Below are 23959 nucleotides of genomic sequence, written 5' to 3'. Positions count from 1 at the left end.
CGCGTTGTTCATGCATACCCTCGCCCAACTCAAAGCCGGCCAACTGGCTGGCATCACGCGCCTGGACCTGTCCTGCGGGCTGACCGAATTCCCCCGGGAAATCTTCGAACTGGCCGACTCCCTGGAAATCCTCAACCTCAGCGGCAACGCCCTGAGCAGCCTGCCGGATGACCTGCACCGCCTGCCCCATCTGCGTGTGCTGTTTTGCTCGGACAACGCCTTTACCACGTTGCCGGAATGCCTGGGCCAATGCGCCAAGCTGAGCATGATCGGCTTCAAGGCCAACCAGATCAGCCTTGTACCCGCTGCCGCGCTGCCGCCCCTGCTGCGTTGGTTGATCCTCACCGATAACCAGATCAGCCAATTGCCCGATGAGCTGGGCGCGCGACCTTTGCTGCAAAAGCTCATGCTCGCCGGCAATCACCTGGCGCAATTGCCGCAAAGCCTGGCCAACTGCCATAACCTCGAACTGCTGCGCATCGCGTCCAACCGTTTCACCCAACTGCCGCAATGGCTGCTGGCACTGCCAAGCCTGACCTGGCTGGCCTACGCCGGTAATCCAGTGGAAATGGCGGTTGAAGTTCAGGCTGACGATGCGACGCCGAACATCCCATGGGCCGAGCTGGAGCTGGACGAAGTGCTGGGCGAAGGCGCCTCTGGGGTCATCCGCAAGGCCTTGTGGAAAGCCTCGGGCAAGCCCGTGGCGGTGAAACTCTACAAGGGCACCATCACCAGCGATGGCTCGCCGCTGCACGAAATGCAGGCGTGCATTGCCGCCGGGCTGCATCCCAACTTGATCAAGGTGGAAGGCCGCGTGGTCGGCCATCCGGATGACCAGGCCGCGCTGGTGATGGACCTGATCGACCCGAGCTACCGCAACCTCGCCGCCCTGCCAAGCCTGGCCTCGTGCACCCGCGATATCTATGCGCCCGACACCCGTTTCAGCATCGAGGTGGCGTTGCGCATGGCCCGGGGGATTGCCTCGGTAGCGGCGCACCTGCACCGGAACGGCATCACCCATGGCGACCTGTATGGCCACAATATCCTGTGGAATGAAGCGGGCGACTGCCTGCTGGGGGACTTTGGCGCGGCGTCGTTCCATGCCACGGCGGACACCTTGGAAACCCGCGCGCTGCAACGCATTGAAGTGCGGGCGTTCGGGGTGTTGCTGGGGGAGTTGCTCGAGCGGGTTGAAGCGGGGGTGAGTGGGGAGCTGCTGGCGCTAAGGGACAGATGCTGTCAGCCGGATGTATTGGCGCGGCCTGGTTTCGAGGAAATTGAAGCTCTATTCAACTCTAACCAACACCACTGAACCAATGTGAGAGCGGGCTTGCTCGCGAAAGCGGAGTGTCAGTCGATGCATCATCAACTGACAGACTGCATTCGCGAGCAAGCCCGCTCCCACATTTTGACCGCATGTATCCAGTTGGATAATCAGCCAGCCAGCCCGACGAACATGTCCTGCACGTCATCGTGGTTGTCCAAACCTTCCAGAAAGGCCTCAACCTCAGCCATCTGCTCATCGGTCAACCCGCTTACCGGGTTCTTCGCGATGTAGCCCAGCTTGGCCGACAGCACGGTGAAACCCTGCTCCGGCAACGCCTTCTGCACGGCATCCAGGTCGGTGGTCTCGGTGATGAACAAGGTGCTGCCTTCCTCTTCGCCGTCTTCGAAATCCTGGGCACCGGCTTCGATCGCGGCCATTTCCGGGTCAGCGTCCGGGGTGTCCGGCGAGGCTTCGATCAGACCAACGTGGTTGAAGTCCCAGGATACAGAGCCGGAAGCCCCCAGTTGCCCTTTGCGGAACGCCACGCGGATTTCCGCCACGGTACGGTTGATGTTGTCGGTCACGCACTCGACGATCAACGGCACCTGGTGCGGGGCGAACCCTTCGTAGGTCACACGGTGGTACTGCACGGTTTCACCCAGCAGGCCTGCGCCTTTCTTGATGGCGCGTTCCAGGGTTTCCTTGGGCATCGAGGCCTTTTTGGCCTGCTCCACCACCAGACGCAGGTGGGCGTTGGTCGCGGTGTCGGCACCGTTGCGCGCGGCGATGGTGATTTCTTTCACCAGCTTTCCGAAGATCTTGCCCTTGGCATTGGATGCCGCTTCTTTATGTTTGACTTTCCACTGTGCGCCCATGACTCACTCTCTTTTCGTCCATCGCGCCCAAACGTCTACTGGCCGGCGCTTTGGGGGCAGAGTTTATAGCGCAAAAACCCATCGTTCCACCAAAAAACCATCAAGGCACCCACTCGAAAAACGCCTGGATCAGGCGCAATGAGCGGCGGCGCTCCATGCAGCCAAGCATGTGCCGGTTGACCAGCCCGTTACCCTGTAGGGGGATGGCCTTGACTCGCGGGTCCGGGCTGACCTCCATCGACGACACCACCCCAATCCCCAACTCAGCGGCAACCGCCTCGGTGACCGCCTCGCGGCTGTCCAACTCCAGCAGCACCTTGGGCTGCACACCGGCGGCCTGGCACGCGTCATCGAAGGTACGCCGGGTGATGGAACTGGGTTCGCGCAGCACCATGATCACTTCGTTCAATTGCGCGAGGTCGATGCCCCCGGACTGCGCCGCCCATGGATGATTGGCCGGCACCAAGGCGCAAATCCGCGATTCGTTCAAGGGCTGCAGGTGCAGGCCTCTGCGCGGTTCCACCTCGGTGAGCACCGCCACATCCGCATGCTCGGACAGCAGCGCCGCCAAGGTTTCCTGGGCATTGCCCAAACGCAGGTTGACGGTGATGCCGGGGTAGCGCGCCCGCAGGCTGGCGATCATCGGCATCACCAGGTGCGGGCCGTCCGCCGCCACTTCCAGGCGCCCGGTCAGCAATTGGCGGTTGGCCTCCAGCAGGGTCTGCGCTTCGTCCACCAGGCCAAAAATGGCCCGGGTGATCGCCGCCAGTCGTGCGCCCTCCTCGGTCAACTCCACGCGCCTGGCGGTGCGGCGCAGCAACGGGATCTGGTAGTGCTCCTCGAGGGCTTTGATATGCCCGGTCACCGCAGGTTGGCTGATAAACAGCCGCGCCGCCGCACGGGTGAAACTGCCCTCGCGGGCCACGGCATCGAATGCACGCAGTTGGAACAGGTTCATAGCTATCGGCCTCACTGATAGCTCGCATAACAACAAACAATTTGATTGATGACAAGCCAAACTGCAATTTAGGCGCCGTAGATTCAGCCCCAGCTTTGCGAGGATTTGTGATGACCACCGCTGCGCCCATCCTGCTCACTCCCGGCCCTCTGACCACCTCCGCCCGCACCCGCCAGGCCATGATGGTGGACTGGGGTTCATGGGACGAGCGCTTCAACCAGCTCACCGCCAGCGTCTGCGAGCAATTGCTGGCAATCATCGACGGCGCCGACAGCCACCATTGCGTGCCGTTGCAGGGCAGCGGCACCTTCGCCGTCGAGGCCGCCATCGGTACGCTGGTGCCGCGTGACGGCAAGGTTCTGGTGCTGATCAACGGCGCCTACGGCAAACGCATGGCGAACATCTGCCAAATACTGGGTCGCGAGTTCAGCACCTTCGAAACCGCCGAAGACGAACCCACCACCGCAACCGACGTGGACCGCCTGTTGCACGCCGACAAGGCCATCACCCACGTCGCGTTGATCCACTGCGAAACCAGCACCGGCATCCTCAACCCGCTGGCCGAGATCGCCAAGGTCGTGAAAAGTCATGGCAAGCGCCTGATCATCGACGCCATGAGTTCCTTCGGCGCACTGCCGATCGATGCCCGCGCCGTGCCGTTCGACGCGCTCATTGCCGCTTCGGGCAAGTGCCTGGAAGGCGTGCCAGGCATGGGTTTTGTGTTCGCTGACAAACAGGCGCTGGCTGCCGCCCAAGGCAACTGCCATTCCCTGGCGATGGACCTGTTCGACCAGCACGCCTACATGACCAAGACCGGCCAGTGGCGTTTCACCCCGCCGACTCATGTGGTCGCAGCCCTGCACGAAGCGCTGCTGCAATACGCTGAAGAAGGCGGCTTGCCCGCGCGTCATCAACGTTATGCGCGCAACTGTCAGGCGTTGCTGGACGGTATGGCCGAACTGGGCCTGCGCAGCTTCCTGCCCGAAGCGATCCAGGCACCGATCATCGTCACGTTCCACGCGCCACAGGACCCGCGCTACCAGTTCAAGGCGTTCTACGAACGGGTCAAGGCCAAGGGTTTTATCTTGTATCCGGGCAAATTGACCCAAGTGGACACCTTCCGCGTGGGCTGCATCGGCCACGTCGATGCCACCGACATGCACGCCGCCGTCACCGCCATTGCACACGCCTTGCAGGCCATGGGCATCACCCTTTCTTCTTCTGGAGCACACGCATGAACTATCAAAAACCCAACACCCTGCAAGCGGTGATCCTCGACTGGGCCGGCACCGTGGTCGACTTCGGCTCTTTCGCCCCCACGCAGATCTTTGTCGAGGCCTTCGCCGAGTTCGACGTACAGGTTTCCATCGACGAAGCCCGTGGCCCGATGGGCATGGGCAAGTGGGACCATATCCGTACCCTCTGCGACCAGCCGCACGTTGCTGAACGCTACCGCAAGGTCTTCGGCCGTATGCCGACGGATGATGACGTAACCGCGATCTACCAGCGCTTCATGCCACTGCAGATCGAGAAGATCGCCGAGCACTCGGCCCTGATTCCCGGCGCCCTCGACACCATTGCGCGGCTGCGCCTGAACGGGATCAAAATCGGTTCCTGCTCCGGTTACCCCAAGCAAGTCATGGACAAAGTGGTCGCCCTGGCCGCCACCAACGGCTATATCGCCGACCACGTGGTGGCCACAGACGAGGTGCCCAACGGTCGCCCTTGGCCGGCCCAGGCCCTGGCCAACGTGATTGCCTTGGGCATTGATGATGTGGCGGCCTGCGTGAAGGTCGACGACACCGTGCCGGGCATCCTCGAAGGTCGCCGCGCGGGGATGTGGACCGTGGCGTTGACCTGCTCCGGCAACGCGCTGGGCCTGACCTACGAGCAGTTCCGTGCCCTGGACGCCGCTACCTTGGCGGGCGAACGCACGCGCATCGAAACGATGTTCGAAGGTTCACGCCCGCACTACCTGATCGACACCATCAACGAGCTGCCAGCGGTGATTGCCGATATCAACCTGCGCCTGGCCCGCGGTGAAATGCCGCAAAGCCACTGATAGAGGTCAAGACAACGGCATTGCGCCAGGCAAAGCGCTCAAAACCGGCATACAGTTAAAGGACTCCGTCGCCAAAGAACGGAGGTTTGCCCTGATGAGTGAGGAACACAGCGATGCCGTGGAAAAACTCCGATACGCGTTACAGCACCATGTCGATTGCGTTGCACTGGTTGATGGTGGTGCTACTGGCGGTGGTCTACGCCTGCATTGAGTTACGCGGGCAGTTCCCCAAAGGCAGTGGTGGGCGAACGTTGATCGTCGAAATGCACTTTATGTTCGGCCTCACCGTGTTTGTGCTGGTTTGGCTGCGCCTGTTTGCGCGCAGCCTGGGAATGGCACCGAAGATCGTGCCCGCACCGCCGCAATGGCAAAGCCTGTTGGCAACCCTGATGCACTTTGCGTTATACGCGTTGATGATCGGCATGCCGATTGCCGGTTGGCTGATCGTCAGTGCCGAGGGGCATTCGGTGATGTTCTACGGCATCGAGTTGCCGCCATTGATCGCCGAAAACAAGGCACTGGCCAAGGAAATAGAAGGCTGGCACGTGCTGTTCGGCAAGGTCGGTTACTGGCTGATTGGGCTGCACGCGTTGGCGGGGATCTATCACCACTACATCCTGCGCGATAACACCGCGTTGCGGATGATGCCGGGTAAACGCGCTAACTATTAAACCCTCGACGGCCTTGCAGGCCGCCGGTATGAATGAAGATCAGGCGGGTGCCGGGGCGAAAGCGCCCGGCCTCGACCTGCTGCTTTAATGCCAACAGCGCTTTGCCGGTGTAGAGCGGCTCCAGTGGCAAGCCGCACGCTTGCTCCGTGGTTTGAATAAACTCGAGCAACACCGGGTCGACCTTGGCGAAGCCGCCTCGGCTAGCGTCGAACAGCTCGTACTCTCCCTGCACGATAGCCTGCACGTTCTGCGCAATACCGTGGTCATCCGGCACCGCCATGGCGCCGTATACCGGATGCGCACCCGCCTCCGCCAACACCAACCCCGCCAGCGTGGTCCCCGTACCCGCCGCCAGCCACCACGCGTCGTAATCGTCCCAGCCCAACGTGTGCAACTGAGCGCGCGCCTGTTCGAGCAGCACGCCGCAACCGACCGCACCGGCAAGCCCGCCACCGCCTTCGGGCACAGGATGAAAATGCGGATATTGCTCGCGCCACGGTTGCCAGAAATCCGGCTCATGCCGCGCACGATAGCCGCCATAGCCTAGCCAATGCAGTTGCATGCCAAAAGCTTTCAGGTCGTGGATGGTGGCGTTTTCTTGAGGGTTGCCGCGCAACAGGCCGACGGTGGCAAAACCAAAGCGTTTTCCCGCCGCCGCCAACGCATGCAGGTGATTGGAATACGCACCGCCCAGGCTGATGACGCCGCGGGCGCAGTGCGCCTGGGCCAAATGCCCGGTGAGCTTGAACCACTTGTTGCCGCTGATCAGCGGGTCGATGCAGTCCAGCCGTAACACGGCCAACTCCACACCTTGCAGCCAATCCAGCTGCAAGGGTTCAAGCGGTGCGTGGGGAAGCCAATCGAAAGGGCCCATCGAAGTGCATCTGCGTCATAAAAGGGGCGGTAGTCTATCACCGCCCCTCCTGTCGCCTTACAGCTCGGCGGCGAGGCGTGAGCCCTGGTTGATAGCGCGTTTGGCATCCAACTCGGCCGCCACATCGGCGCCGCCGATCAGGTGCACGTTCTGGCCTGCCGCGACCAGGCCGTCCTGCAGCTCGCGCAGTGGGTCCTGGCCGGCGCAAATGACGATGTTGTCCACCGCCAACACCTGCGGCTCGCCTTCGGCGCCGATGCGGATATGCAGGCCTGCATCGTCAATCTTCAGGTACTCGACGCTGTTGAGCATCTGCACGTGTTTATTCTTCAAGCCGGTGCGATGAATCCAGCCGGTGGTCTTGCCCAGGCCGTCACCGACCTTGGAGGTTTTACGTTGCAGCAGGAACACATCACGTGCCGGGGCGTGAGGCTCAGGCTTTATACCGGCCACGCCGCCACGGGCTTGCAGTTGGGTGTCGATGCCCCACTCTTTCCAGAACGCTTCGCGATCCAGGCTGGTAGACACGCCTTGGTGCACAAGGAATTCCGACACGTCGAAACCAATACCGCCCGCACCGATCACTGCCACGCGCTTGCCAACCGGTTTGCGTTCCAGGATCACGTCCAGGTAGCTCAGCACCTTGGCATTCTCGATGCCGGGAATCGCCGGCGTGCGCGGCGCAATGCCGGTGGCCAGGATGATCTCGTCGTAGCCGCCCGCCTTGAGTTGCTCGACATCCACTCGGGTGTTGAGGCACAGCTCAACGTGGGTGGTCTGCAATTTACGCTTGAAGTAGCGCAGGGTTTCGAAGAACTCTTCCTTGCCCGGCACGCGCTTGGCGATATTGAACTGGCCGCCGATCTCGCTGGCAGAGTCGAACAGGGTCACTTGATGGCCACGTTCAGCCGCGACCGTGGCAGCGGCGAGGCCGGCAGGGCCGGCGCCGACCACTGCGATTTTCTTGATCTGCTTCACCGGCAAGTAATTCAGCTCAGTCTCATAACACGCCCGCGGGTTGACCAGGCAGGTGGTCAGCTTGCCGCCAAAGGTGTGGTCCAGGCAGGCCTGGTTGCAACCGATGCAGGTATTGATTTCATCCGCACGCCCGGCCGCTGCCTTGTTGACGAACTCCGGGTCGGCGAGAAACGGCCGTGCCATCGAGACCATGTCCGCGTCGCCTTCGGCCAGGATTTGCTCGGCCACTTCCGGGGTGTTGATACGGTTGGTGGTGATCAGCGGAATCTGCACGGCGCCACGCAGCTTGGCAGTGACTTTGCTGAACGCACCGCGCGGTACTTTGGTGGCGATGGTCGGGATCCGCGCTTCGTGCCAGCCGATGCCGGTGTTGATGATGGTCGCACCGGCGTGCTCGATGGCCTTGGCCAACTGCACGATTTCTTCCCAGGTGCTGCCGCCTTCCACCAGGTCGAGCATCGACAGGCGGAAAATAATAATGAAGTTTGGCCCTACCGCGTCCCGCACCCGGCGCACGATTTCCACTGCCAGACGCATGCGGTTTTCATAGCTGCCGCCCCAGCGGTCGGTGCGATGGTTGGTGTGCGCGGCAAGGAACTGGTTGATGAAGTAGCCTTCGGAACCCATGATTTCCACGCCGTCATACTCGGCGACCTGGGCCAGCAGCGAGCAGGTGACAAAGTCCTGGATCTGCTTCTCGATACCCTCTTCGTCCAGCTCCTTAGGCTTGAACGGGTTGATCGGCGCCTGGATCGCGCTCGGTGCAACCTGCTTGGGGCTGTAGGCATAACGGCCGGCGTGGAGGATCTGCATGCAGATCTTGCCGCCTGCCGCGTGCACCGCCTGGGTGACGATCTTGTGCTTTTGCGCTTCTTCGTCGGTGGTCAGCTTGGCTGCCCCCGCGTACACGCCGCCTTCATCGTTTGGACCAATGCCGCCGGTGACCATCAGGCCCACGCCGCCACGGGCACGTTCGGCAAAATAGGCCGCCATGCGCTCGAAACCACCGGGCTTTTCTTCCAGGCCAGTGTGCATCGAGCCCATCAGGGTGCGGTTGCGCAAGGTGGTAAAACCCAGGTCCAACGGGGCCAGCAGATGCGGGTAGGCAGCAGCGGTCATGGTCAAGCTCCACAACAGATCATCACGGGACGTGGCAGGCTCGAATGGCCTGCCATCGGTTTATGTCCCACAGACTAAGAGGCGGTGGACGACGGCTCAATGACCGAAACTGACAAGTTATTGATCCAAATGCACAGCGCCCCTTGGCAATCCGTTGCGCGGGCCCTACCCTAGTCGGCGAACCCTGCACACGGTCTGTTGTCTGTTGCCCCATGCGTAAACTTCTAGCTTTTACCGTCTCCCTGGCCTTGGTTGCCGCCATCGCCGCGTATCTGGTCTGGACCCAGGAGCGCCCCGTGGCGCATTACCTGTCGGACCTGCGGATCACCCTCGCCGTGAACGAAGGCCTGCCGGCCGATCGCGGCAACTTGCTGGGCATCCAGCCGGAGCTGTTCCCGGCGGACTACCAGAGCCTGGAGCGCCTGCACCTGAAACTCGCGGCCTACCTGCAAAAGGCCCGCGACCAGGGGTTGATCAATGACAAGACCATCGTGGTGCTACCCGAACATATCGGCACCTGGCTGATGCTCAAGGGCGAAAAGAATGAGGTGTACCAGGCGTTGCATGCAAAGGATGCGATGAATTGGTTGTCCGTCAGCAATCCACTGCAGTTTGCCCGCGCCTGGATCAGTGCGACCGGCGACAACCGCACCGATGACGCCTACCTGCGCATGAAGGCTTCCGGCATGGCCCGCGACTACCAGGCGCTGTTTGGCGGCCTGGCCAAGGAGTTTGGCGTCACCCTGGTGGCCGGCTCCATCGCCCTGCCCAACCCAAGTGTGAGCCAGGGACAATTGCAGGTCGGCCATGGCGCTTTGTTCAATGCCAGCCTGGTGTTCAACGCCGACGGCTTGCCCGTGGGCCAGCCCCAGCGCCAGCTCTATCCGATCTATGATGAGCGCGGGTTTATCGCACCCGGCGACGAAAATGTCGTCAGCGTGGTCGACACCCCGGCTGGGCGCTTGGGCGTGCTGGTAGGCAGTGACAGCTGGTACCCCGATAACTACCGCAAGCTCAACGAGCAAGGCGCGCAATTGATTGCGGTGCCGGCGTTCGTACTCGGTCGCGACACCTGGGACCGGCCTTGGCGCGGCTTCAAAAGCGTATCCACGCCGCCGGAAATCAGCCTCAGGCCCGAAGAGCTCAGCGAGGGCGAAGCGTGGCGTCGCCTGACCTTGATCAGCCAACAACCCATCAGCCAAGCCGCTGCGGGCATGAGCGTGTTCCTGCGCGGGCAGTTCTGGGACCTGGGCACCGCCGGGCATAGCTTCCTCAGCAGCAACGGGCAGATCAGCGCCGACGACGGTGCCCGTGGCGCGCGCCTGTTGAATGTGTGGTTGTGAAGCCGGTACGGCTGGGGGACCTGTCGGTGGGCTTCGTGCACACCCTGGCCGATGCCATTCAAAGCCACGGCCTGGACCCGCAACCGCTGCTGCTGCAATACGGCCTTGATCCGGCGCGCCTCGCCGAGGCCGGGGCACGCTTGTCGATTCCGCGCTACATGCGCCTGGGCCATGCGGCCATCCAACTGACCGGCAACCCCGGCCTGGGCCTGCGCATGGGCCAGCTCAGCCGTTTGAGCCAGGCCGGCCTTGCGGGCGTGACGGCGGCCCAAGCGCCCAATGTCCGCGAGGCCGCGCGCACCCTCACTCGCTTCGAAGCGCTGTACGGCTCCAATTATCGCGGGCAATCGAGCTTTCATGAAGATGCCGAAGGCGCCTGGCTGCGGTTCTATTCCATCAGCCCGTATAACGCCTACAACCGCTTTGTGGTGGACTCGATCATTGCCGGCTGGCTGTTTCAGTTGTCGGCGCTGGTGCAGCAACCGGTGCAGGCGCAACGCATCGAAATCGAGTTCGAAGCACCGGACTACAGCGAACAGTACAGCGTGTTGGGGGACGGTCACCTTCTGTTCGGCGCCGAGTCCAATCAACTGCGTCTGAACCAGCACACCCTGGCGTTGCGCAACCCACAGCATTGCCCCAGTACCTGGCACCTGTTGTTGCAGCTATGTGAACGGGAATTGGAGCAGTTGACGCGCACCCGCAGCCTGCGCGAGCGCATTACCCGGTTGCTCGGGCCGATGCTCAATGGTGGCCGGGAACCCGACCTGGAAGAAGTGGCGGCACGCTTGAAGCTGCCTACCTGGACACTGCGCCGCAAACTGGCCGAAGAAGGCACTCAGTTCCGCGCGATTCTCAACGATACCCGCCGCGACCTGGCCATGACCTACATTCGCGATACGGAACTGGCATTCGGCGAAATCGCCTACCTGCTCGGTTTTGCCTCAGCCCAAGCGTTTCAACGGGCGTTCAGGCGGTGGAACAACCAGACCCCAGGGGAATTTCGCCGCAGTCAGCGGCATTCCGCCTGAAGTCGGTCTTACAGCTCTGTTGCGTCGTCTGCCGGTTCCAACGGGTCCAGCTCAATCGCGTGGTACTCGAGCAGTTCTTCCTGGTAATCGTCCATGCTGGACTCCTTCTTGAATTAAAAGCGGCTGCAGATAAATGACCTGCATCACCAGCCTAAAGTGCCGTCGTGACGAAAAAATGTCGACGCCATGACGTTCCTGCGCTTCAGGATTAAACGTAGCAGCGTTGTAGGAATTTAGCACCTGGGTTTTCACCAACTATTGCAATCATTGCAATTGCAATCAAATGACCTTCTCCGTTAGGGTACGGGCATCCGCTCTCAGGAGACTCAACCCATGCCCGCCTCTACCGCCCACGCTGCACAGCTCTGCCTCGATGCTTTGAGCACTGCCGACCCTTCCTGCCATTCGCCGTTGTACACCGTGATGACCATGGCCAATACGCTGGAACTCAGCCGTCAGGCGTGGGTGATTCGGGGTCAGACACGCTCTCGGCGCCCGGGCAGTTGGCCCACCTGGTTTGCACGCAATACTTCGGAAAAGCCAATGCTGTACCTGCACAGCGCGGCATCGTCGGCGCAGTTGTGTGCCCTGTCGGAGGCTACGGCGCTGCGCGGCATTTTGTGCAACGACATCGAGAACCACCCCTCCCCCTGGCCCAAGGGCGCACAGCCGTCCTTGCCTCTTTGGCTGACCACCCACCCACGCTGTACGCCGTACGACCCATCCTGCGGCGAAGAAGCCCGGGCGATTGTGCTGGGCGGGTTGCGCAACTTGTATGTCGAGGGCCAGCCGGGGTTTTACTACCTGGCGCTGCATGATCACGAGCGCGCAATGCCATTGGATGAAAGGGACCGTGAGGCGGCACTCCAGGGTATGTACCCCATCCAGCGCCGGCCAATTGCTGATGTTCGATTGCTCGGGGCTGGGCAGGCCCTTGAGGAGGTCATCCAGGCAGCGCAATTGCTGGAGCAGGATTGGGGAGTGACTTCGCAAGTGTGGAGCTGCCCCAGCTACACCCGATTAGCGCGCGAGGCAGCCGTCGCTGAGCGCTGGAATCGCCTGCATCCCACGGCCACCAAGCGTAGCTGTCACTTGCGCGAATGCCTTGAGGGAAGTGAGGCGCCCGTGATTGCTGTCACCGGATATCCGCAGCCGATCGTCGATCAACTGGCGGGGTACGTCGATGCCAGGTTTGTCGCGCTGGGGGCCGCGCCGAGCCGGTATTGGGTTGTGGTGTCGGCGCTAAGGGCGCTGGTGGAGGAAGCGCGCCTGGATTGGCGACAGGTCGAGATAGCGATGAATCGTTATGCACTGGAATGCGATTAGCTGTGGGAGCTGGCTTGCCTGCTCCCACAAGGGTTCTCGGTTGTTCGTTAGGTTTTGCGGCGGCTACGGGTCTGCACACCCGCCTCCGCCGCCATCCCCGCCGCTCGCTCCAACACATCGGCAAAGCCTTGGCGCTGCTCCGGCTCGATTTGCGACAGGAACAGCTCATCCACGGTGCTCTCGTAGATCTTCCACATCTTTTTACGTAACACCCGCCCGGCATCCGTGATCGAGGCAAACGCCGCACGACCATCACCGTCGGAGCGCGAGCGTACCACCAGGCCGTCCTTTTCCAGGCGGTCGACCAAGCGTGTCAGGTTGTAGCGCTCGATGGCCAGCACATCGGCCAGTTCGTGCATGCGGCGGGTGCCGTCGGGGCCGCTTTCCAAGCCCCACAACGCGTCGTACCAGGCATAGGGCGGCAAGCCGGCTTCGGCCAGGCGCCGTTCAATTTCACGGATGACCGTCCTGTGGGCCCTGACAAAACGGAACCATACATCAGGCTCTTTCGACGACATGCAACACCATCCGGGGAATTTCAAGAAGGTTGCAATAGTAGCTCATCCCGCGCTAGATTCGATCATGTAGTTGCAATTGCAATTACTTTGACGGCACTCCCACAAGGAGCCCGCCACTTGAAATCCGCCTACCCTGGAGCCTCACATGACCCCGAATAACGCAGTCAGACGCGACGACGATCCACAGGAAACCCGCGAGTGGCTGGAGTCCATCGAATCGGTGCTGTCCACCGAAGGCCGCCCGCGCGCTCACTACCTGATCGATCAGTTGCTGGATTTCGACGTGGCGCGGCATGGCGACTTCTACGGGCGGGTCACCACCCCCTACGTCAACACCATCCCGGTGGACCGCCAACTGCCCTACCCCGGCAACCTGGCCATTGAACGCCGCACCAATGCGTATATCCGCTGGAACGCCATGGCGATGGTGCTGCGTGCAGGCAAACACTCAGGTGTGGGTGGGCACATCGCGACCTATGCGTCAGCCGCGGTGCTGTATGACGTAGGCTTCGACCATTTCTTCCGTGGGCGTACCGACAGCTTCGACGGCGACCTGGTGTACATCCAGGGCCACTCCTCCCCCGGCATCTACGGCCGCGCCTACCTGGAAGGCCGCATCAGCGAAACGCAGTTGGATAACTTCCGCCGCGAAGCCGGTGGCGAAGGCATTTCCTCCTACCCGCACCCACGGCTGATGCCGGACTTCTGGCAATTTCCCACCGTGTCCATGGGCCTCGGCCCGATCACAGCCGCTTACCAGGCGCGCTTCATGCGCTACCTGGAATTTCGTGACCTCAAGCAGCACCAGGGCCGCAAAGTGTGGGCCTTCCTCGGTGATGGCGAAATGGACCAGCCGGAATCCCTGGCCGCCATCTCCCTGGCCGGGCGCGAGAAACTCGACAACCTGATCTTCGTGGTCAACTGCAACCTGCAACGCCTGGACGGCCCGGTGCGCGGCAATGCCAAGGTGATCCAGGAGTTCGAAAGCCTGTACCGCGCTGCCGGCTGGAACGTGATCAAGGTGATCTGGGGCGGTGGTTGGGATGCCCTGCTGGAAAGGGACAGGAGCGGCCTATTGCGCCAGCGCATGATGGAGTGCGTGGACGGCGACTATCAAAATTACAAATCCCAGAACGGCGCCTACGTGCGCGAACACTTCTTCGGTAAATACCCGGAGTTGCTCGCGCTGGTTGCGGATATGTCCGACGACGACATCTGGAAACTCTCACGGGGCGGGCATGACCCCGACAAGGTCTACAACGCCTACGCTGCCGCTGTGCGCCACACCGGCCAACCGACGGTGATCCTGGCAAAGACCGTCAAGGGTTTCGGCATGGGCGAAGCCGGCGAAGGCCAAAACATCAATCACCAACTGAAGAAGATGGGCGCCGACGCGGTGAAAGCCTTCCGCGACCGTTTCGACTTGGAAGTGGCGGATGAACAGCTCGCCGACATCCCGTACATCAAGCCCGCCGCCGACAGCGAGGAAGCCCGCTACTTTGCTGCGCGCCGCCAAGCCTTGGGCGGCTATGTACCCGCACGCCACAGTGCCGTGGAGTCGCTGCAGATCCCCGAGCTGAGCGCATTCGCCACCCAGCTCAAGGACACCGGCGACCGCGCGATCTCCACCACCATGGCTTTTGTGCGCATCCTCGGCACCCTGCTCAAGGACCCGCACCTGGGCAAACTGATCGTGCCTATCGTGCCAGACGAATCGCGCACCTTTGGCATGGAAAGCCTGTTCCGTCAGATCGGCATCCACTCCGCCGTCGGCCAGCTCTATACCCCACAGGACGCCGGGCAATTGAGCTACTACAAGGAGAGCAAAGACGGACAGATCATGCAGGAAGGCCTGAACGAATCCGGTGCCATTTCCTCATGGATTGCGGCGAGCACGTCCTACAGCAACCATGGCCTGATGACCGTGCCGTTCTACATCTTCTACTCGATGTTCGGCTTCCAGCGCGTAGGCGACCTGGCCTGGGCAGCGGGCGATGCACGCGCACGCGGCTTCCTGCTGGGGGCCACGGCGGGACGTACAACGCTGATGGGCGAAGGCTTGCAGCATGACGATGGCCATAGCCACATTCTGTCGTCGGTGATCCCGTGCTGCGTGTCCTACGACCCGACCTTTGCCTACGAGCTTGCGGTGATTATTCGCGAAGGCATGCGGCGCATGTATGTCGAACAGGAGGACATCTACTACTACATCACCCTGCTCAACGAAAACTACCCACACCCGGCCATGCCCGAAGGTGTCGAGGATGGGATTCTCAAGGGCATGTACCGACTGAGCGCAAGCGAACAGCCACAGGTGCAACTGATGGGCAGCGGTTCGATCCTGCGGGAGGTGATCGCCGCCGCTGAGTTGCTGGAAAAGGATTTCGCCATGCGCAGTGCCGTGTGGAGCGCAACCAGTCTCACCGAGTTACGCCGTGAAGGGCATGCGGTAGAACGCTGGAACCTGCTGCACCCGGAAAGCGAGCCGCGTGTGAGTTATGTGGAACAATGCTTGGCCAACGAAGCTGGACCGCTGGTGATCGCCACGGATTACATGAAGCTATTCGCCGACCAGATCCGCCCATTCGTACCGGGCCGACGCTTTGTCGCGCTGGGTACCGATGGCTTCGGGCAATCGGATACGCGGGAAACCTTGCGGGAGTTCTTTGAGGTAGATCGCTACTTCATCGCACTGGCGGCCTTGAAGGCGTTGGCGGATGACGGCGTGATCGGCCGCGATAAAGTCAGTGAGGCGATCAGGCGCTACGGGATCAACGTCGACAAGGCCGACCCCGTAGCGGTCTGATTTACTGCGCAGGCGTCGGTAGCGGTGGAATCGCTTCTGTCGGCGCTGGCAGCTCGGGGTTGGTCGTCGCGGGCGCGGCGGCCGGCTCTTCATGCGGCGCAATCGGCGCAGGCTCGACAGGCGGTGCGACCGGCTCCGACGCTGCGGGCTCTGCCTTCGGCGCCTCGACCTTCTCGGCAGCCGGTGCGACTTTTGGCTCCGGCACGCCCAAGTCAGCCTTTGGCTTCTCGGCAATGTGCTCGGCCTTCTTCACCTCTTGCGGCAGGAACACGTCCACCAGCGCAAAGTAACGCTCGTAGAACTTCGGTGCGGACACGGTTTCGCTGGCCACCTTCACCATCGAGTCATCCGTGGAGCCAATCGGCATCGATACCGACCCCAACACGCCCACGCCCAGGCTCGCCGAGTTGTTGACCTTCTTCAGCGCATAGCGGTCCTGCAAGGCGTTGGCGAACATCGTCGAATGGTTGGTGCCTTTGCCATCATCGGCACACACCACGTTGAAGCTGATCTGCAGATGGGTCTCGCCGGTCTGCTGGAAACTCTTGTTACCCACCACCAGCTTCGGGTCGCTGCTGGTAATGATGTAGCCCTGGCTCAGCAAGGCGCGGCGCGCGGCTTCGCACGCCGCCACATCACTGACCGGGTAATCGCGCGAAAACGTACCGGAGTCGTCGAAATTCTCATGTTCATAAATAGCGGTCTTGGGTGACGAGCAGCCCGCGGCGCCCGCCAGCACCAGCGCCAGCCCGAGGCTACGCAAGTGAAATGATGTCGACATTGAAAATCCTGAGGAAAACGGTCCGGGCGGTATTGTGCAACAGAACGAGGCCTTGGCGCGCGCATTCCTGTCGGTAAAACGTCACAGGCCTACGCGACGGTGCCTGCAGGAAAAAGCCCTGCACACATATGATCAATAAACACACGCAATTTGGCCGAGGCATGGCGGCTTGACGGCCACAACATCCAGAAACTGCCACGGTGCTCCAGGTAATCATCCAATACCCGTTGCAGGCGCCCCTCCCCCACGGCTCTGTTGACCATGTAATCCGGCAGGCAGGCAATGCCCAACCCCTCGTGCACCACATGGTTGAGGGATTCGATGGTGGTGCTGACCAACGGAGCGCGCAAGACCGGCTCTGCGGCACCGGGCGCAAGACGCAACGGCCAAGGCTCCAGTTTGCCTGTCGCGCAGAATTTGTGACGCAGGCAGGCGTGGTCGCTCAAGTGGTGGGGGTGTTGCGGAGTGCCGTGCTGAAGGAAGTAAGCCGGGGTGCCCACCAACACCAATTGGTAGTGCCCCAGGTGGCGGGCCATCAGCCGTGAATCTTCCGGTTTGCCGGTGCGAATGACCGCGTCGAACCCCTCTTCGATCACGTCTACCATGCGGTCGGAAAAATCCACATCCAGCTCGATCTCAGGGTAAGCACGCATGAAGTCACTGAGCACCGGCATCAACAAGCCGCGCACCTGCGGCAGGCTGATGCGCAACTTGCCCCGAGGCGTCGCACTGGCCTCGGTTAGCTCGCGTTCGGCGGCCTCCACCTCGGCCAGGATACGCCGCGAGCGTTCAAGGAATAACGTGCCTTCCCCGGTGAGCGTGATACTGCGCGTACTGCGATGAAACAACCGCACGCCCAGGCGTTCTTCCATACGCGCGATACTTTTGCCCACCGCCGAGGACGACACGCCCAAGACGCGCCCCGCAGCCGTGAAACTGCGGGTCTCTGCGACCTGCACAAATACCGAAAGGCTGCCCAAACTGTCCATGATGTGACCCTGCATTACGGACGAGTGTGTCCGATAAGTTCGGAACCTTAGCCTGTTTTTCCGCAGACGGCAGCCCCCTACTCTGCGTCCTTGCCCTTTTGCATGGATACAGCGTCATGACTTCACTTGTTAGCGACTCCCCGGATACGCTGCCGCTGGGCGGCTTGCTGGCACTGGCCAGTGCGGGCTTTATTACCATCCTCACTGAGGCCATGCCCGCCGGGCTGTTGCCACAGATGGGCGATGGCCTGGGCGTGTCGCCTGCACTGGTTGGCCAACTGGTCACCCTCTACGCGCTGGGCTCATTGCTGGCCGCCATCCCCCTGACGTTGCTGACCCGTGGTTGGCGTCGACGTCCGTTGTTGCTGCTCGCCATCGGCGGTTTTGCCTTGGTCAACAGCGTGACCGCCTTATCCAGTCACTATGGGCTGACGCTGGTGGCACGCTTCTTTGCCGGGGTATTCGCCGGGCTGCTGTGGGCGTTGCTGGCTGGTTATGCCAGCCGGATGGTCGCGCCACATCTGCAAGGTCGTGCAATTGCCGTGGCGATGCTTGGCGCACCACTGGCCTTATCCCTGGGCGTGCCAGCCGGCACCTTGCTGGGTAACGTTGTCGGCTGGCGCCTGAGTTTTGCGATCATGACCGGGCTGACACTGATACTGCTGGTCTGGGCGCGTTGGCAGCTCCCGGATTTTGCCGGCCAGCCCGCCGAAAAACGCATGGGGTTACGCCAGGTGCTGACCTTACCCGGCATTCGTCCGGTGCTATGGGTGACCTTTACCTACGTGTTGGCCCACAACATTCTGTACACCTACATCGCCCCACTGCTAGTGCCTGCCGGGATTGCAGTGGAAATCGATCGGGTACTGCTGGTGTTCGGCCTGGCGGCACTGCTGAGTATCTGGCTGGCTGGCGTGCTGATCGACCGGTGGCTGCGCGTTTTGCTGTTGATCAGCTGTGCGCTATTTGGCCTGATCGCTTTAGTGCTGGCGTTATGGATCAGTGTGCCGGCGATCGTCTATTTTGCGGTCGCATCGTGGGGCCTGGCGTTTGGCGGCCTACCGGCATTGCTGCAAACGGCACTGGCCAAGTCGGCAGGAGAATCAGCCGATGCCGCGCAATCGATGCTGGTGACCGTATGGAACCTGGGCATCGCCGGCGGTGGCTTGGCGGGCGGTGTACTGCTTCAAGCCTGGGGCGTCACGGCCTTTCCATGGGCAGTCATTTTGCTGATGTTGCTTGCCCTGATCGGCGCGTCACAGACGGCGACCCAACACCTGAGCCGGCCAGCCATCCATTCCTTGAACCGACACGGTTGACACTCCCTTCCCGAACGACAGCGCTCACGCGCCCAGGCCGTTCACTCTAGCGCACATAAAAAAGCCCCCGGTCTTTTCAGGCCGGGGGCTTCTTGTTCAAAGCGACATCAGAACTTCTTGATGTCAGCTTTCTCTTCCAACTGCTTGCGGTACGCCGCGAAGTCTTGCTGGCCAACACGGGAGGCGAGGAAGCGGCGGATTTGCGCTTTTTCTTCGTCCGTTGGGGCAGCGGCTTCGTTAACGCCATTCAAGCGCACGATCACCAGGCTACCATCGGCCAGGGTCACGGTGGTGAAGGTCGGCTTGTCCTTGGCCGCAGGCTTAGGCATACGGAACAGGGCTTGCAGCACGGCAGGCTCGATCGCTTCCTGGTTACGGGTAGCAGCTTCGGTAACCTTCCACGCCTGACCGTCGACCGGCTGGTTCAGCGGGGTCTTGCCATCGCGCAGGCTGGCGATCAACTCGTCAGCATGAGCCTTGGCAGCCGCGCTGGCGCGCTCCTTGGTCATCTGGGTGCGGATCGCTGCAGCGACGCTTTCCAGCGGCAGTTGCGCAGGCTTCAAGTGCTCCTTAGCACGCAGCACAATGATGGTTTCCGGGTCCAGCTCGATAGCGGAACTGTTAGCACCTTCATCCAGCACTTCCGGGCTGAATGCAGCGGTGACCACGGCACGATTGGCCGCAACACCTTCGCCACCTTCACGGCCAAACGGCGCAGAGGTACGCACGGTCAGCTTCAAATCGGACGCTGGCTGTGCCAGGTCGGAGGCCTCGAATGCCGCGTCTTCCAATTGCTTGGTCGCCTCGACATAACGCTGCTCAACCTGTTGGGTCTTGAGCTCTTTGGTCAGCTTGTCTTTCAGGCTGGCAAAGGTCGGCACTTGAGGTGCTTCAACGCCCAGCAGCTTGATCAGGTGCCAACCAAAGGTGCTACGCACCGGTGCCGAAACCTGGTCCTTGTTCAACGCGTACAAGGCGGTTTCGAAGTCCGGGTCGTAGACGCCTGGGCCGGCAAAGCCAAGGTCACCACCATTGCTGGCCGAACCTGGGTCTTGGGAGAACTCCTTGGCCAGGGCCTCGAACTTCTCGCCTTTGGCCAGGCGTGCCTGGATCTCTTCGATCTTGGCCTTGGCTTGGGCGTCAGTGACCTTGTCGTTGACTTCAATCAGGATGTGCGCCGCACGACGCTGTTCAGCGAGGTTGGCGGTTTCTTTCTGATAGGCAGCCTGCAGTTCATCGTCCTTGACGGTCACCTGGTCGAAGAAAGACGACTTCTTCAGTTCCAGGTAGTCGATGACCACTTGATCCGGCGTCATGAACTCTTTGGCGTGCTGGTCGTAGTAAGCCTTGACCTCCTCGTCGGTGATCTTCACCGCCGCAGGGTTGGCCTTGATATTGACGGTGGCGAAGTCGCGGGTCTGTTTTTCCAGACGGGCAAATGCCAGTACCTCGGCGTCGGTCACGAAACCGCTACCGGCGATACCCGCACGAACCTGGCCGATCAGCATTTCCTGGGTCAGCATCTGACGGAACTGCATGCGGCTATAGCCCAGTTGACGGATCACCTGGTCAAAGCGTTCGGCGCTGAATTTGCCGTCCACCTGGAATTCCGGCGTCTGCAGGATCACCTGGTCCAGTGCCGCTTCAGAGAAGCCAAACTTGGAATCAGCCGCGCCTTGCAGCAGCAGCTTGCGATCGATTAGACCTTTAAGGGCCGCTTCGCGCAGCAATTTTTCGTCCAACAGGGAAGCATCGAAATCCTTGCCCAGCTGTTGCATCAGCTGGCGACGTTGCATGTCGACGGCCTGGCTCAGCTCGGTCTGGGTGATTTCTTCACCGTTGACCTTGGCCACGTCCTGCTTGTTGTTACCCGAAGCCTGGAAAATAGCTTCGATACCGGTGAACGCCATCAATGCGACGATGATCCCGATAATGGTCTTGGCAATCCAGCCTTGTGAATTGTCCCTGATATTTTGCAGCATGCGTCCCCCAGAAACGGTTGATCTTCAAAAATAGGCAACCGTGGAGCGTGGGTAGAGTACGGATATAAGAAAGGCGCATCCTAGGATGCGCCTTCTCGCAACTGGCGGAGCGGACGGGGGCTTGAGTTCTCCCCCCGGCGTGGTGACCCGATGGATACGTGGGTCAGCTGCCGCTCCGCTGCCAGGTCGAACCTGCGTTCGACCCGGGTAGGTAAGGCTTGAGCGAAGCTTAGTTAACGGCTTCTTTCAGGGCTTTACCGGCTTTGAAACCTGGTTTCTTGGCAGCAGCGATTTGCAGTGCTTTGCCAGTCTGTGGGTTACGGCCAGTGCGAGCTGGGCGGTCAGTCACAGAGAAAGTACCGAAGCCTACCAGTACCACGGAGTCGCCGGCCTTCAGAGCGCCAGTGACGGATTCGATTACTGCATCCAGCGCACGGCCAGCAGCAGCTTTCGGGATATCAGCGGATGCAGCGATAGCATCAATCAGTTCCGACTTGTTCACTCTAAGTCCCCTTATATATCTATTGAGTATGATTCTAAGTTTTTTGGTGAAAGCAAAAACCAGTGCTGAATGGCCTACAGACACTTAAGAGCCGCTTTATAACAAGGGCTCTAAAAAGCTGTCAAGGAAGCCCCCAGGCTTAACCGCATTAATGCGTGCTAATTCTTTCCTTGGAATCAGACTCGCGTTTTTCGTCCTTTGCAACTATCTCCGGAGCCACATCCGGCAAGGGCTCCGGCGCGTATTGCAGCGCAATTTGCAGGACCTCGTCAATCCATTTAACCGGTTTAATCTGCAGATCTTGCTTGATGTTGTCAGGAATTTCCTTCAAGTCGCGAACATTCTCTTCGGGAATGATCACGGTCTTGATGCCACCCCGATGTGCGGCCAGCAATTTCTCTTTCAGGCCACCAATGGCCAGTACTTGCCCACGCAAGGTGATTTCACCCGTCATTGCCACATCAGCACGCACCGGAATGCCGGTCAACGCCGATACCAGGGCCGTGCACATGCCCACGCCAGCGCTAGGGCCGTCTTTGGGCGTCGCCCCTTCCGGCATGTGGATGTGGGTGTCGTGCTTCTCGTGGAAGTCCAGGGGGATCCCCAGGCTCTTGGCGCGGCTGCGCACCACGGTCTGCGCGGCTGTGATGGACTCGACCATCACGTCACCGAGGGAACCGGTCTTGATCAGTTGCCCCTTGCCCGGGATCACTGCGGCTTCGATAGTCAGCAACTCGCCGCCCACCTGAGTCCACGCCAAGCCTGTCACCTGCCCGACCTGATCCTGCTGCTCAGCCAGGCCGTAACGGAATTTACGTACGCCCAGGAAGTGCTCCAGGGAATCCGCCGTCACCTTCACAGAGAAGCGTTTTTCCAGCGCATGCTCCTTGACCGCCTTACGGCAAATCTTCGCAATTTGGCGCTCCAGGCCCCGTACACCGGCCTCGCGGGTGTAATAGCGCACGATGTCACGGATCGCCTCGACCTCAAATTCGATCTCGCCTTTCTTCAGGCCGTTGGCCGAAGTCTGCTTGGGCGCGAGGTATTTGACCGCGATGTTGATCTTCTCGTCTTCGGTGTAACCCGGCAGACGAATCACCTCCATCCGGTCCAGCAAGGCTGGCGGAATGTTCATGGAGTTGGAGGTGCACAGGAACATTACGTCGGACAGGTCGTAGTCGACTTCCAGGTAATGATCGTTGAAATTGTGGTTCTGCTCGGGGTCGAGCACCTCCAGCAGAGCAGACGCCGGATCGCCACGCATGTCACTGCCCATTTTGTCGATTTCATCGAGCAGGAACAGCGGGTTGCGCACACCCACCTTTGTCATCTTTTGAATCAATCTTCCTGGCATCGAACCGATATAAGTACGGCGATGGCCACGAATTTCGGCTTCGTCACGCACGCCACCAAGGGCCATACGCACGAATTTACGGTTGGTGGCGTTGGCAATCGACTCCGCCAGGGAGGTTTTACCCACACCAGGCGGGCCAACCAGGCACAACACGGGACCGCGAATCTTCTTCACTCGCTTTTGCACGGCGAGGTATTCGAGGATGCGTTCCTTGACCTCTTCAAGACCATAGTGGTCGGCGTCGAGGATGTCCTCGGCACGTGCCAAGTCCAGGCGCACTTTGGTCTGGGCCTTCCACGGCACCTGTACCAGCCAGTCGATGTAGGAGCGAACCACGGTGGCTTCGGCTGACATCGGCGACATTTGCTTGAGCTTGTTCAACTCGGCATTGGCTTTGGTCAGAGCGTCTTTCGGCAGGCCTGCGGCGTCGATGCGCTTTTTCAGCTCTTCGATTTCGTTGTGGCCTTCCTCGCTGTCGCCGAGCTCCTTCTGAATGGCCTTCATCTGCTCATTCAGGTAGTACTCGCGCTGGCTGCGCTCCATTTGTTTCTTCACACGACCACGGATGCGTTTTTCGACTTGCAGCAAGTCGATTTCGGCATCCAGCAGCGCCAACACGTGTTCAACACGGGCCGACAGGTCGATAATTTCGAGAATGTCCTGCTTCTGCTCGATCTTCAGCGCCATGTGCGCAGCCATGGTGTCCACCAGGCGGCTTGGCTCATCGATACTGTTGAGAGAGGACAGGACTTCGGCCGGGACCTTCTTGCCCAACTGCACATACTGCTCGAACTGCGAAAGCAGGCTGCGTACAAAGACTTCGGACTCGCGCTCAGGGGCTTCGACTTCGTCGATCAGCGCCACTTCGGCGCGCAGGTGGCCGTCCACCTCCATGAAGCGCTCGACCGCGCCGCGTTGCTCACCTTCCACCAGCACCTTGACGGTGCCATCGGGCAGCTTGAGCAGTTGCAAAACAGTCGCAATGGTGCCGACGCGATACAGGGCGTCTTCGCCCGGATCATCGTCAGCAGGATTTCTTTGGGCCAACAGCAGGATCTGCTTGTCGCCCGTCATCGCTGCCTCAAGGGCTTCGATAGACTTCTCGCGCCCCACGAACAGCGGGATAACCATGTGCGGATAGACGACGACATCACGCAACGGCAGGAGAGGCAATTCGATGGTGGTCTTCATGATTTCGCCTCTA

General features: G+C 60.9%; 19 protein-coding genes. 9 read left to right on the top strand and 10 right to left on the bottom strand.

The window, feature by feature from the left end:
• The first annotated feature begins 10 nt into the window (after positions 1–10).
• Positions 11–1312: a protein kinase gene (locus HF257_RS13940; RefSeq protein ID WP_185706440.1), complete on the top strand. Its 1302-nt coding sequence runs from the start codon at positions 11–13 to the stop codon at positions 1310–1312.
• A gap of 122 nt (positions 1313–1434) precedes the next feature.
• Here the strand turns inward: HF257_RS13940 and HF257_RS13935 are convergent, their stop codons facing one another.
• Both HF257_RS13935 and HF257_RS13930 read right to left on the bottom strand, forming a co-directional pair.
• A complete protein-coding gene (locus tag HF257_RS13935) occupies positions 1435–2142 on the bottom strand; it encodes a YebC/PmpR family DNA-binding transcriptional regulator (protein ID WP_185706438.1) in 708 nt (235 codons plus the stop codon).
• 100 nt (positions 2143–2242) lie between these two features.
• Positions 2243–3100 carry a LysR substrate-binding domain-containing protein gene (locus HF257_RS13930; RefSeq protein WP_185706436.1) on the bottom strand — a complete coding sequence of 286 codons (858 nt, stop codon included), beginning with the start codon at positions 3098–3100 and terminating at the stop codon, positions 2243–2245.
• A 110-nt stretch (positions 3101–3210) separates the two neighbouring features.
• Here HF257_RS13930 and HF257_RS13925 point away from each other — a divergent pair, with 110 nt between their 5' ends.
• The 3 genes from HF257_RS13925 (at position 3211) to HF257_RS13915 (ending at position 5833) form a co-directional block, all read left to right on the top strand.
• Positions 3211–4338, top strand: coding sequence for a 2-aminoethylphosphonate--pyruvate transaminase (locus HF257_RS13925; protein ID WP_185706434.1), 1128 nt, complete (start codon positions 3211–3213; stop codon positions 4336–4338).
• Positions 4335–5162: a phosphonoacetaldehyde hydrolase gene (phnX, locus tag HF257_RS13920; RefSeq protein ID WP_185706432.1), complete on the top strand. Its 828-nt coding sequence runs from the start codon at positions 4335–4337 to the stop codon at positions 5160–5162. Before HF257_RS13925 ends, phnX begins: the two co-directional genes overlap by 4 nt.
• A gap of 113 nt (positions 5163–5275) precedes the next feature.
• Positions 5276–5833 (top strand): cytochrome b, encoded by a 558-nt coding sequence (locus HF257_RS13915; protein WP_185706430.1) that lies wholly within the window; start codon positions 5276–5278, stop codon positions 5831–5833.
• Here HF257_RS13915 and HF257_RS13910 read toward each other — a convergent pair.
• Both HF257_RS13910 and HF257_RS13905 read right to left on the bottom strand, forming a co-directional pair.
• Positions 5823–6707: a 1-aminocyclopropane-1-carboxylate deaminase/D-cysteine desulfhydrase gene (locus tag HF257_RS13910; RefSeq protein WP_185706428.1), complete on the bottom strand. Its 885-nt coding sequence runs from the start codon at positions 6705–6707 to the stop codon at positions 5823–5825. The genes HF257_RS13915 and HF257_RS13910 overlap by 11 nt on opposite strands.
• 57 nt (positions 6708–6764) lie before the next feature.
• Entirely contained in the window at positions 6765–8804 is a 2040-nt protein-coding gene (locus HF257_RS13905; RefSeq protein WP_185706426.1) for an NADPH-dependent 2,4-dienoyl-CoA reductase, read from the bottom strand.
• Between the two features lie 212 nt (positions 8805–9016).
• Between HF257_RS13905 and HF257_RS13900 the strand changes: the two genes are divergently transcribed.
• The 3 genes from HF257_RS13900 (at position 9017) to HF257_RS13890 (ending at position 12504) form a co-directional block, all read left to right on the top strand.
• Positions 9017–10147, top strand: coding sequence for a carbon-nitrogen hydrolase family protein (locus tag HF257_RS13900; RefSeq protein WP_185706424.1), 1131 nt, complete (start codon positions 9017–9019; stop codon positions 10145–10147).
• Positions 10144–11178 carry an AraC family transcriptional regulator gene (locus HF257_RS13895; RefSeq protein WP_185706423.1) on the top strand — a complete coding sequence of 345 codons (1035 nt, stop codon included), beginning with the start codon at positions 10144–10146 and terminating at the stop codon, positions 11176–11178. Before HF257_RS13900 ends, HF257_RS13895 begins: the two co-directional genes overlap by 4 nt.
• A gap of 333 nt (positions 11179–11511) precedes the next feature.
• Positions 11512–12504 carry a transketolase-like TK C-terminal-containing protein gene (locus HF257_RS13890; protein ID WP_185706422.1) on the top strand — a complete coding sequence of 331 codons (993 nt, stop codon included), beginning with the start codon at positions 11512–11514 and terminating at the stop codon, positions 12502–12504.
• A 47-nt stretch (positions 12505–12551) separates the two neighbouring features.
• Here the strand turns inward: HF257_RS13890 and HF257_RS13885 are convergent, their stop codons facing one another.
• Complete coding sequence (locus HF257_RS13885) at positions 12552–13022, bottom strand: MarR family winged helix-turn-helix transcriptional regulator (RefSeq protein ID WP_185706421.1); 471 nt, start codon at positions 13020–13022, stop codon at positions 12552–12554.
• Positions 13023–13167: 145 nt separating this feature from the next.
• On the opposite strand from HF257_RS13885, the gene aceE reads away from it, so the two are divergent.
• On the top strand, positions 13168–15828 hold the full coding sequence (gene aceE, locus HF257_RS13880) for a pyruvate dehydrogenase (acetyl-transferring), homodimeric type (RefSeq protein WP_185706420.1): 2661 nt from the start codon (positions 13168–13170) through the stop codon (positions 15826–15828).
• A gap of 1 nt (position 15829) precedes the next feature.
• Here aceE and HF257_RS13875 read toward each other — a convergent pair whose 3' ends face one another.
• Positions 15830–16609, bottom strand: coding sequence for a DUF2242 domain-containing protein (locus HF257_RS13875; protein WP_185706419.1), 780 nt, complete (start codon positions 16607–16609; stop codon positions 15830–15832).
• An 89-nt stretch (positions 16610–16698) separates the two neighbouring features.
• Positions 16699–17598: a LysR family transcriptional regulator gene (locus HF257_RS13870; RefSeq protein ID WP_185706418.1), complete on the bottom strand. Its 900-nt coding sequence runs from the start codon at positions 17596–17598 to the stop codon at positions 16699–16701.
• A gap of 116 nt (positions 17599–17714) precedes the next feature.
• Between HF257_RS13870 and HF257_RS13865 the strand changes: the two genes are divergently transcribed.
• Positions 17715–18917 (top strand): MFS transporter, encoded by a 1203-nt coding sequence (locus HF257_RS13865; RefSeq protein WP_185706417.1) that lies wholly within the window; start codon positions 17715–17717, stop codon positions 18915–18917.
• A 107-nt stretch (positions 18918–19024) separates the two neighbouring features.
• Here HF257_RS13865 and HF257_RS13860 read toward each other — a convergent pair whose 3' ends face one another.
• The 3 genes from HF257_RS13860 to lon all read right to left on the bottom strand — a co-directional run bounded on the left by HF257_RS13860 (position 19025) and on the right by lon (position 23946).
• Positions 19025–20899, bottom strand: coding sequence for a SurA N-terminal domain-containing protein (locus HF257_RS13860; RefSeq protein ID WP_185706416.1), 1875 nt, complete (start codon positions 20897–20899; stop codon positions 19025–19027).
• 229 nt (positions 20900–21128) lie between these two features.
• A complete protein-coding gene (locus tag HF257_RS13855; RefSeq protein WP_003174819.1) occupies positions 21129–21401 on the bottom strand; it encodes an HU family DNA-binding protein in 273 nt (90 codons plus the stop codon).
• Positions 21402–21549: 148 nt separating this feature from the next.
• The gene (gene lon / locus HF257_RS13850; RefSeq protein ID WP_185706414.1) at positions 21550–23946 is read right to left on the bottom strand and encodes an endopeptidase La; all 2397 of its coding nucleotides are present in this window, start codon (positions 23944–23946) and stop codon (positions 21550–21552) included.
• Positions 23947–23959: the final 13 nt, after the last annotated feature.

The organism is Pseudomonas cremoris (genome assembly GCF_014230465.1).
The sequence above is the reverse complement of the archived record's forward strand: the minus strand, read 5'-3'. Positions and strand labels throughout refer to the sequence as shown.

Coding starts and splice junctions, on each gene's coding strand:
- HF257_RS13940 (WP_185706440.1), top strand. CDS start 11: ATGCATACCCTCGCCCAACTCAAAGCCGGCCAACTGGCTGGCATCACG.
- HF257_RS13935 (WP_185706438.1), bottom strand. CDS start 2,142: ATGGGCGCACAGTGGAAAGTCAAACATAAAGAAGCGGCATCCAATGCC.
- HF257_RS13930 (WP_185706436.1), bottom strand. CDS start 3,100: ATGAACCTGTTCCAACTGCGTGCATTCGATGCCGTGGCCCGCGAGGGC.
- HF257_RS13925 (WP_185706434.1), top strand. CDS start 3,211: ATGACCACCGCTGCGCCCATCCTGCTCACTCCCGGCCCTCTGACCACC.
- phnX (WP_185706432.1), top strand. CDS start 4,335: ATGAACTATCAAAAACCCAACACCCTGCAAGCGGTGATCCTCGACTGG.
- HF257_RS13915 (WP_185706430.1), top strand. CDS start 5,276: ATGCCGTGGAAAAACTCCGATACGCGTTACAGCACCATGTCGATTGCG.
- HF257_RS13910 (WP_185706428.1), bottom strand. CDS start 6,707: ATGGGCCCTTTCGATTGGCTTCCCCACGCACCGCTTGAACCCTTGCAG.
- HF257_RS13905 (WP_185706426.1), bottom strand. CDS start 8,804: ATGACCGCTGCTGCCTACCCGCATCTGCTGGCCCCGTTGGACCTGGGT.
- HF257_RS13900 (WP_185706424.1), top strand. CDS start 9,017: ATGCGTAAACTTCTAGCTTTTACCGTCTCCCTGGCCTTGGTTGCCGCC.
- HF257_RS13890 (WP_185706422.1), top strand. CDS start 11,512: ATGCCCGCCTCTACCGCCCACGCTGCACAGCTCTGCCTCGATGCTTTG.
- HF257_RS13885 (WP_185706421.1), bottom strand. CDS start 13,022: ATGTCGTCGAAAGAGCCTGATGTATGGTTCCGTTTTGTCAGGGCCCAC.
- aceE (WP_185706420.1), top strand. CDS start 13,168: ATGACCCCGAATAACGCAGTCAGACGCGACGACGATCCACAGGAAACC.
- HF257_RS13875 (WP_185706419.1), bottom strand. CDS start 16,609: ATGTCGACATCATTTCACTTGCGTAGCCTCGGGCTGGCGCTGGTGCTG.
- HF257_RS13870 (WP_185706418.1), bottom strand. CDS start 17,598: ATGGACAGTTTGGGCAGCCTTTCGGTATTTGTGCAGGTCGCAGAGACC.
- HF257_RS13865 (WP_185706417.1), top strand. CDS start 17,715: ATGACTTCACTTGTTAGCGACTCCCCGGATACGCTGCCGCTGGGCGGC.
- HF257_RS13860 (WP_185706416.1), bottom strand. CDS start 20,899: ATGCTGCAAAATATCAGGGACAATTCACAAGGCTGGATTGCCAAGACC.
- lon (WP_185706414.1), bottom strand. CDS start 23,946: ATGAAGACCACCATCGAATTGCCTCTCCTGCCGTTGCGTGATGTCGTC.